The organism is Herbaspirillum sp. B65 (assembly GCF_000333555.1).
Lineage (GTDB): Bacteria > Pseudomonadota > Gammaproteobacteria > Burkholderiales > Burkholderiaceae_D > Herbaspirillum > Herbaspirillum rubrisubalbicans.
This window is the reverse complement of sequence record NZ_BADI01000138.1, coordinates 1-8,656: the sequence shown is the minus strand read 5'-3', so window position 1 is coordinate 8,656 and position 8,656 is coordinate 1. Positions and strand designations below refer to the sequence as shown.

Here is an 8,656-nt window from a genome sequence, read left to right as displayed (position 1 = left end):
CACCTGGACGGCATGTACACCGACCGTCATCCACAGCCCTGGCTGTTGCCGTGCGGTGCGGTCGCCACCCTGCTGGGCATTGTATTGCTGGCGCTGGCGGGCAGCTTCGAAGCCTTCCTGCTGGCAGCCGCCCTGATCGGCATCGGTTCCTCCACCTTCCACCCGGAAGCCTCGCGCATTGCGCGCATGGCCTCGGGCGGGCGCTTCGGCCTGGCGCAATCGACCTTCCAGGTCGGCGGCAATGCCGGCTCGGCCTTCGGCCCCTTGCTGGCAGCCGCCATCGTGGTGCCTTACGGCCAGACCAACGTGGCCTGGTTCGTGCTGCTGTCGGTGCTGGCCATCGTGGTGCTCTCGCGGGTCTCGGCCTGGTATCGTGGCCACCTGGCAGCAGGCAAGGGCCGCGGCAAGCTGCGTGCAGCCCATCAACTGCCGGCGGCGACCGTGCGGCGCGCACTGGTAGTGCTGGCGCTGCTGGTGTTTTCCAAATACTTCTACATGGCCAGCTTTACCAGCTACTTCACCTTCTACCTGATCGAACGCTTCCAGATGTCGGTGGCATCTTCGCAGCTCTATCTGTTCCTGTTCCTGGGTGCGGTAGCGGTGGGGACCTTCGTGGGTGGCCCGATTGGTGACCGCATCGGTCGCAAGCTGGTGATCTGGATCTCGATCCTGGGCGCCGCCCCCTTCGCACTGATGCTGCCGCACGCCAACCTGTTCTGGACAGCCGTGCTGTCGGTGCTGATCGGGCTGATCATTTCCTCGGCCTTCTCGGCCATCGTGGTCTATGCCCAAGAGCTGGTGCCGGGCAAGGTGGGCATGATTGCCGGCGTATTCTTCGGCCTCATGTTCGGCTTCGGCGGTATCGGCGCCGCCCTGCTGGGCCACCTGGCCGACCTCTACGGCATTGCCTGGGTCTATGGCCTGTGCGCCTTCCTGCCGCTGGCCGGCCTGCTGACCGTGTTGTTGCCGGACGTGCGGGAACACTGAGCAAGAGCGCCGCCAGGCGCAACCGCAAGACACAAAAAACGCGCTGGCCCGCAAGCCAGCGCGTTTTTTATCGAGACTGAAGCTACTTCGTCATCAGGCCGCAGCCAGCAAGGCCGGCTCGGCAAGCTTGCTGCGACGACGCCAAGCCATCCAGCCCACCAGGGCCAGGCCGGCCAGCAACATGGCATAGGTCGAGGGTTCCGGCACCGGCGCCACGTTATGCAGCGATGCGTTGGCCGAGAACATGGTCAGGTTGGAAAACGCGGGCACCTGGTTGCCATTGTTGGTCCAGTTGATCGCAAAGGTACCGCTCTTGGTCTGGCCAGCGTTCAGGACCAGGTTATCGAACAGGAAGGAACCGGTGTAGCCACCAGCGTGGATGCCCAGCACCAGATCCATCTGCAGGCTCTTGCTGGAGGTAATGCTCCAGGTACCGGACTTGCTGTCGCTACCCAGGTTCATGCTGACCGTGAAGTTGGAACCGAGCACGCTGGAGGGTGCGCCCGACAGGCTACCGTTGGAAATGAACTTGCTCAGCAGGTTCCAGTTGTTGCCGCCGAAGGCGCTGCTAAAGAGCGAGCTGTCACCGCTGGGACCGCCCTGGGCATTGCCGCTGGCAACGGTGAAGCTGCTGGCTTGCTGACCGGCCAGGGTGACGTCGGCCACGGACGGCGTCACCAAAGTCGAGCCACCCGAGCTGCCGGAACCACCGGAGCTGCCAGAATAACCCGAATTACCGGAGCCGCCCCCACCATTGTGACCACCGGGCGCTGCTACCGCGATTGAACTGGCTACCAGAAGGATGGCTGCAATCAAGGCTTTCATAGGTTCCTCTTTGTTGTCGAATTGATATCATCACAGAACAGATTTTAATCAAAAGACAACTAAATGTTGAGCAAATTTACAACTTTGTTTGAACTCTGCCACAAAGCATTTCCTGCCCGAAACCCCTTGCCAGACGGCATTGCGCGCACCGGAAGGCGGAGGTTTCCGAAGAGCAGCAAAAGCATTTTCGATTTTTCCGGCGATTTAAGTCTGGCTTAATTTTCGGCGCCTACAGTGAGCACATCGGAAACACTTCTTCCCCTTGTCCGCTGCGACGACATCCAGCGGATCTTTCAGCCCGTCCACTCCCCCGGACGGGCTTTTTTTCGTCCCTGCCATCGCCAGATTGCCTTTTGACGCGTGTGTGACGCACAGCTGGAACAATATGGGCAGAATTGCAACAAGCAGAACCTTTCACTTATGCTCCACCATATGAGATGATTAACAACTAGAAATCCTGACCCATACTACCTCCAGCGCAGCACCGCACCCGGAATGGGTGGCCGAGCTAACCTGTTCCCCCGGCGCGCCGGAGAGATGCACGAGAAATGTTAAAAAAAATCAAAACGGAGGATCTGGTCCTCGGCATGTATTTCTGTGGCTTCGAAGCTGCATGGCTGGACCATCCGTTCTGGAAAAACAAGTTCCTCCTCAAGAATGAAAGTGAACTGAAACAGGCTCATGAGAGCGGCATCGCCTATTGCTGGATCGACCCCACCCGCGGCCTGGACGTAGCCGAGCAAGACAGCGCACAAGAGCAGGACGAGTCCCCTGCCAGCATTGAACCCGAGCCCCTGCCGGAACCGCCCGAGCCGGGCATCGATATCGCTCTGCTGGACGCCGCAGCCCTGCGCGAGAACGCCAAGAAAGCCACCATGGCCATGTTCAGCGCCGCCCGCATGGGCAAGGTGCTGGACATGGATCGTTGCGTATCGGTAGTGGAAGAAATCGCCGGCTCGGTGGTGCAAAGCCCCAATGGTTTGCTCAGCGTGCTGCGTCTGAAACTGGCCGATGAATACACCTACCTGCACTCGGTCGCCGTCTGCGCGCTGATGGTGGCGCTGGGCCGTACCCTGGGACTGGATGAAACCGCCTGCCGCGAAGCCGGCCTGGGCGGTTTCCTGCATGATGTGGGCAAGGCCTTCCTGCCGCAGGAGGTGCTCAACAAGCCCGGCAGGCTCACCGATGAAGAGTTTTCCCAGATCAAGAAACACCCCGAACTGGGCTACAAGTACCTGAGCCTGGACCCCAACGTGCCCGACTACGCGCGCGACGTCTGTCTGCACCATCACGAAAAGATGGATGGCAGCGGTTACCCGGAGTCGCTGCGGGCTGGCAGCATCAGCCTGTATTCACGCATGGCCGCCATCTGCGACGTCTATGACGCCCTCACCTCGGACCGCCCCTACAAGCGCGCCTGGGACCCAGCCGAAGCGATTTCCAGCATGGCCACCTGGACCGGCCACTTCGACCGCGCCATGTTCCTGGCCTTCGTCAAGACGCTGGGGATCTATCCGGTGGGTTCCATCGTCAAGCTGGAATCGGGCCGCTCGGGCTTCGTCATCCGGCAGAATGCCCAAGACCTCACGCGCCCGGTGTTGAAGGTGTTCCGCTACAACGACAACATGGAAATGAGCGACACCGAAATCCTCGACCTGATGGCCACCCCCGAAGCCGATACCATCGTCGCCCGTGGCGGCGAGGAATGGGCACGCCTGAGCCATCTCGACGCCATGCAATTGCTCAGCACCGGCACGCCGGGCTGAACAAGCGCGTGCCGGCCGGCTCGGCTCAAGCTGCGCGAACCTGGCGGATCGCCGCCTCCCAAGCCCCGATGCGCTCCTCGGCCTGGTCACGGCTGATGCCGGGCTCGAAGCGGCGCTCCATGCGCCATTGCGACGACAACTCCGACACATCCCGATAGACGCCCGTGGCCAAGCCCGCCAGATAGGCCGCGCCCAGCGCCGTGGTCTCGGTCACTTGCGGCCGGATCACAGGAATGCCCAGCAGATCGGCCTGGAATTGCAACAGCAGGTTGTTGGCCGCAGCGCCGCCATCGACCCGCAACTCGGTAATCGGCGAGACGGCATCGCGCACCATGGCATTGAGTAGCGCACTGCTCTGGAAGGCGATCGACTCCAGCGCAGCGCGGGCGATGTGCGCCACCGTACTACCCCGGCTCAAGCCGACGATGGCACCCTTGGCGCTAGGGTTCCAGTAAGGAGCGCCCAGGCCGGTGAACGACGGCACGAACACCACGCCACCCGAATCCTCCACCGTGCAGGCCAGACCCTCGACATCGGTGGAGGTCTTGATGGCCTTCAAGCCGTCACGCAACCATTGCACCACGGCGCCGCCGATGAAGACGCTGCCTTCCAGCGCATATTGTTTCTGGTCATCGACCTGGCAGGCCGCCGTGCTGATGAGTCCATTGTGCGAAGTCGCGCACTGGTCGCCGGTATGCAGCAACATGAAGCAACCGGTGCCATAGGTATTCTTGGCCATGCCCGGACGCAGGCAAGCCTGGCCGAACAGCGCCGACTGCTGATCGCCGGCGATGCCGCCGATCTTCACCGCCGCACCCAGGTGCGCCGCATCGATCTCGCCGAAGAGGTGGGAAGAGGCGTGCACCTGCGGCAGCATCGACGCCGGAATGCCTAGCCAGTGCAGCAATTCTTCATCCCAGGCACCGGTATGGATATTCCACAACATGGTGCGCGAGGCATTGGACACGTCGCTCACATGCAGGCGGCCACCGGTCAGGTTCCACACCAGCCAGGAATCGACGGTACCGAACAGCAGCTCGCCGCGCTCGGCGCGTTCCCGCAGCCCGGCAACGTTATCCAGGATCCAGCGTAGCTTGGTGCCGGAAAAATAAGGATCCAGCACCAGCCCGGTCTTGTTCTGAATCGCCTCACCCAGGCCGCGTTCGCGCAGGGCCGCACACACCACTTCGGCGCGCCGGTCCTGCCACACCACGGCGTTATAGACCGGCTTGCCAGTGGCGCGCTCCCACACCACGGTGGTTTCGCGCTGGTTGGTGATGCCCAGCGCGGTCAATTCACTGGCCTGGATGCCGCTTTGCGCCAGCACCCGCTGGGCGGTCTGCAACTGGCTCTGCCACAGGTCCATGGGATCGTGTTCGACCCAGCCCGGCTGCGGGAAGATCTGCGGGAATTCCTGCTGGGCCGTGGCGACGATGGCGCCGCTCTGGTCGAAGATGATGCTGCGCGAGCTGGAGGTTCCCTGGTCGAGGGCGAGCAGATAGGCCATGATGATTCCTTGCAGACGTACTGAAAAACTAAGGTTTGAAAAATAAAAAACTAAACAATACGGAAGCGAAAACTTACTCTTCTAACGGCGGCCCTACAGACGACGACGCCATCCCGACACCGGCCAGGATGGCGCCCTCTCATGCGTGGTCGCGATCAACCTGCATCAGCGCACGCGGCCATCCTTCCAGGCTTGCAGCAGCTTGTCGTAGGGGATGGTCTCGCCCTTGGGCTTTTCATTGGCCAGCTTGGCCCACGGTGCGCCCTTGTCGGACAGCCAGCTGGCCGGATCCTTCTTCGGGTTCAGCTTGGGTGCGCACTGCTTCATGCCGGCGCGCTGCAAGCGGGCCATGATACCGTCCATCTCCTCGGCCAGGTTGTCCATCGCACCTTGCGGAGTCTTCTCGCCGGAGATGGCCGAAGAAATATTCTTCCACCACAGTTGCGCCATCTTCGGATAGTCAGGCACGTTGGTCCCGGTCGGCGTCCACGCCACCCGTGCCGGGCTGCGGTAGAACTCGATCAAGCCACCGTACTTGGCGGCATTCTTGGTGAAGTAGTCGGAACGGATGTCGGAGTCACGAATGAAGGTCACGCCGACGATGGACTTCTTCAGCGACACGGTCTTGGACGTGGTGAACTGCGCATACAGCCAGGCTGCGGCCATCTGGTCCGGTGGCGTGCTCTTGAGGAAGGTCCAGGAACCCACGTCCTGGTAGCCGTTCTGCATCCCATCCTTCCAGTACGGACCATGCGGGCCAGGGGCCATGCGCCACTTGGGCGAACCATCGGCATTGACCACCGGCAGGCCTTGCTTGGTCATGCTGGCCGTGAAGGCGCTGTACCAGAATATCTGTTGCGCGATGTGGCCTTGCGCAGGCACCGGTCCGGCTTCGGAGAAGGTCATGCCCAGCGCCTCGGGCGGGGCGTATTTCTTCATCCAGTCCAGGTACTTGGTCAGGGCATAGACCGCTGCCGGCGAGTTGGTGGCACCACCGCGCGACACCGATGCGCCCACCGGGGTGCACTTGTCGTCGGCCACGCGGATACCCCATTCATCCACCGGCAAGCCGTTGGGCAAGCCCTTGTCGGCAGCACCGGCCATGGACAGCCAGGCATCGGTGAAACGCCAGCCCAGCGAGGGATCCTTCTTGCCGTAATCCATGTGACCGTAGATCTTCTTGCCATCGAGTTCCTTCACGTCATTGGTGAAGAAGGCCGCGATGTCTTCGTAGGCCGACCAGTTCTGCGGCACCCCCAGTTCATAGCCATACTTGGCCTTGAACTTGTCCTGCAGATCCTTGCGCGCGAACCAGTCGGCGCGGAACCAGTACAGGTTGGCGAACTGCTGGTCAGGCAGTTGATACAGCTTGCCATCGGGCGCGGTGGTGAAGCTGGTACCGATGAAATCCTTCAGGTCGAGGCCGGGGTTGGTGTATTCCTTGCCGGGGCCGGCCATGTAATCGGTCAGCACCACCGTCTGGCCGTTGCGATAGTGAGTGCCGATCAGGTCGGAGTCATTGACCCAGCCGTCATAGATGGACTTGCCCGATTGCAGCGAGGTCTGCATCTTCTCGACCACGTCGCCTTCCTGGATCACGTCGTGGATCACCTTGATGCCGGTGATGTCCTCGAAGGCCTTGGCCAGGGTCTTGGATTCATAGGCGTGGGTGTCCAGGGTTTCGGAGACCACGTGGATTTCCTTGACGCCCTTGGCCTTGAGCTTGGCCGCCGCGTCGATGAACCATTGCATCTCGCTGACCTGCTGCGCACGCGAGAGCGTGCTGGGCTGGAATTCCGAGTCCACCCACTTCTCGGCGGCCTTGATGTCGGCCCAGGCATTGCCGGCCACACCGGCCATGGCCATGGCAGCCACCAACACCGTCAATTTGATCTTCCGCATGTTTTGCATCATGTCTCCTCATCACCTTCCCCTGGTTTGGCGTACCGGGTAGGGAAGGCGAATCCCCGGACGTCCGTTCTGATGACAGATCGATTGCCTGTTGCTACTCAAAAACTGTACTTACCCCTTGCGCATGATCAGCACCAGGGCCACGAAACCCAGTGCCGCTGCATACCACTGGTCGAGATCGCTGAGGCCGACCCAGGCCAGGTTGATGTAGGCCGCCGTCAACAAGCCGATGAACAAGCGGTCGCCACGGGTGGTGCGCATGGGCAGAAAACCCTTGCGCTCGATGGTGGGTGAACGGATTTCCCATACCGTCATGCCCACCAGCATCAACACCACACAGGCGAAGAAGATCGCCACCGGTGGCGTCCACGACATCCACGACAATGCATTTCCCATGATCACACTCTCCCCATCGCAAAGCCCTTGGCGATATGGTTGCGCACGAACCAGATCACCAGGGCGCCCGGAACGATCGTCAACACCCCGGCTGCGGCCAGGATGCCCCAGTCCATGCCCGCAGCCGAAGCGGTGCGGGTCATGATGGCGCTGATCGGCTTGGCATTGACCGAGGTCAGCGTGCGTGCCAGCAGCAACTCCACCCAACTGAACATGAAGCAGAAGAAGGCCGTCACGCCCACGCCCGACTTGATCAGCGGCAGGAAGATGCGCAGGAAGAAGCGCGGGAAGGAGAAGCCGTCGATATAGGCGGTCTCATCGATCTCACGCGGCACGCCCGACATGAAGCCTTCCAGGATCCACACCGCCAGCGGCACGTTGAAGAGCATGTGCGCCAGCGCCACCGCGATGTGGGTGTCCGACAGGCCGATGGTGGAATAGAGCTGGAAGAACGGCAGCAGGAACACCGCCGGCGGCGTCATGCGATTGGTCAGCAGCCAGAAGAACATGTGCTTGTCGCCCAGGAAGCGATAGCGCGAGAAGGCATAGGCGGCCGGCAAGGCCACCAGCAGCGACATGACCGTGTTCATGGCCACGTAGATGATGGAGTTGATATAGCCGGAGTACCACGAAGGGTCGGTGAAGATCACCTTGTAGTTGTCCAGCGTGGGCGCGTTCGGCCAGAGCGTGAAGACCGACAGCGTTTCCTCGTTGGTCTTGAGCGAGGTGTTGAGCAGCCAGTACAGCGGGATCAGCGTAAAGGCGATGTAGAGCAGCATCACCAGCACGCGGGTGAAGCTCTGGTCCTGTGTTTTATTCATGTTGGCCACCCGAAGCATTGGTGTTGTTACCGGCGCTCTGCATCCAGTTGTAGAGCACGAAGGACAGCAGCAGGATGATGAGGAAGTAAATCAGCGAGAAGGCGGCGGCCGGACCGAGGTCGAACTGGCCCACGGCTTTCTGCGTGAGGTACTGGCTCAGGAAGGTAGTCGAGTTACCAGGGCCGCCACCGGTGAGCACGAAGGGCTCGGTATAGATCATGAAACTGTCCATGAAGCGCAGCAGCACCGCGATCACCAGCACGCCGCGCATCTTGGGCAACTGGATGAAACGGAACACCGCCCAGCGGCTGGCGCCATCGATCTGCGCCGCCTGGTAGTAGGCGTCGGGAATGGAACGCAGACCGGCGAAAGGCAGTAGCGCCACCAGCGGCGTCCAGTGCCACACATCCATCACCAGCACGGTCAGCCAGGCGTCCAGGGGA

8 protein-coding genes are annotated in these 8,656 nt (G+C 61.5%); 2 read left to right on the top strand and 6 right to left on the bottom strand.

Annotation, left to right across the window (positions count from 1 at the left end):
• Positions 1-987 (top strand): MFS transporter (locus tag I5W_RS03745; RefSeq protein ID WP_044528227.1); only part of this gene is annotated, 987 nt, incomplete at its 5' end.
• Positions 988-1,080: 93 nt separating this feature from the next.
• On the opposite strand, the gene I5W_RS03740 is transcribed toward I5W_RS03745, so the two are convergent.
• Positions 1,081-1,812, bottom strand: a complete 732-nt coding sequence (locus tag I5W_RS03740; protein WP_044528226.1) for a PEP-CTERM sorting domain-containing protein — start codon at positions 1,810-1,812, stop codon at positions 1,081-1,083.
• A 548-nt stretch (positions 1,813-2,360) separates the two neighbouring features.
• Between I5W_RS03740 and I5W_RS03735 the strand changes: the two genes are divergently transcribed.
• Positions 2,361-3,578: an HD-GYP domain-containing protein gene (locus I5W_RS03735; RefSeq protein ID WP_044528225.1), complete on the top strand. Its 1,218-nt coding sequence runs from the start codon at positions 2,361-2,363 to the stop codon at positions 3,576-3,578.
• 25 nt (positions 3,579-3,603) lie between these two features.
• Here I5W_RS03735 and glpK read toward each other — a convergent pair whose 3' ends face one another.
• From glpK to I5W_RS03710, 5 genes are all read right to left on the bottom strand, one after another.
• Positions 3,604-5,085: a glycerol kinase GlpK gene (gene glpK / locus I5W_RS03730; RefSeq protein ID WP_044528224.1), complete on the bottom strand. Its 1,482-nt coding sequence runs from the start codon at positions 5,083-5,085 to the stop codon at positions 3,604-3,606.
• A 165-nt stretch (positions 5,086-5,250) separates the two neighbouring features.
• Entirely contained in the window at positions 5,251-6,999 is a 1,749-nt protein-coding gene (locus tag I5W_RS03725) for an ABC transporter substrate-binding protein (RefSeq protein WP_017451334.1), read from the bottom strand.
• A 108-nt stretch (positions 7,000-7,107) separates the two neighbouring features.
• Positions 7,108-7,392 carry a DUF2160 domain-containing protein gene (locus I5W_RS03720; RefSeq protein ID WP_017451335.1) on the bottom strand — a complete coding sequence of 95 codons (285 nt, stop codon included), beginning with the start codon at positions 7,390-7,392 and terminating at the stop codon, positions 7,108-7,110.
• 2 nt (positions 7,393-7,394) lie between these two features.
• Positions 7,395-8,213 (bottom strand): carbohydrate ABC transporter permease, encoded by an 819-nt coding sequence (locus I5W_RS03715; RefSeq protein WP_017451336.1) that lies wholly within the window; start codon positions 8,211-8,213, stop codon positions 7,395-7,397.
• Positions 8,206-8,656, bottom strand: a 451-nt coding sequence (locus tag I5W_RS03710; RefSeq protein ID WP_044528223.1) for a carbohydrate ABC transporter permease, incomplete at its 5' end; no start/stop codon positions are given. The genes I5W_RS03715 and I5W_RS03710, both read right to left, overlap by 8 nt.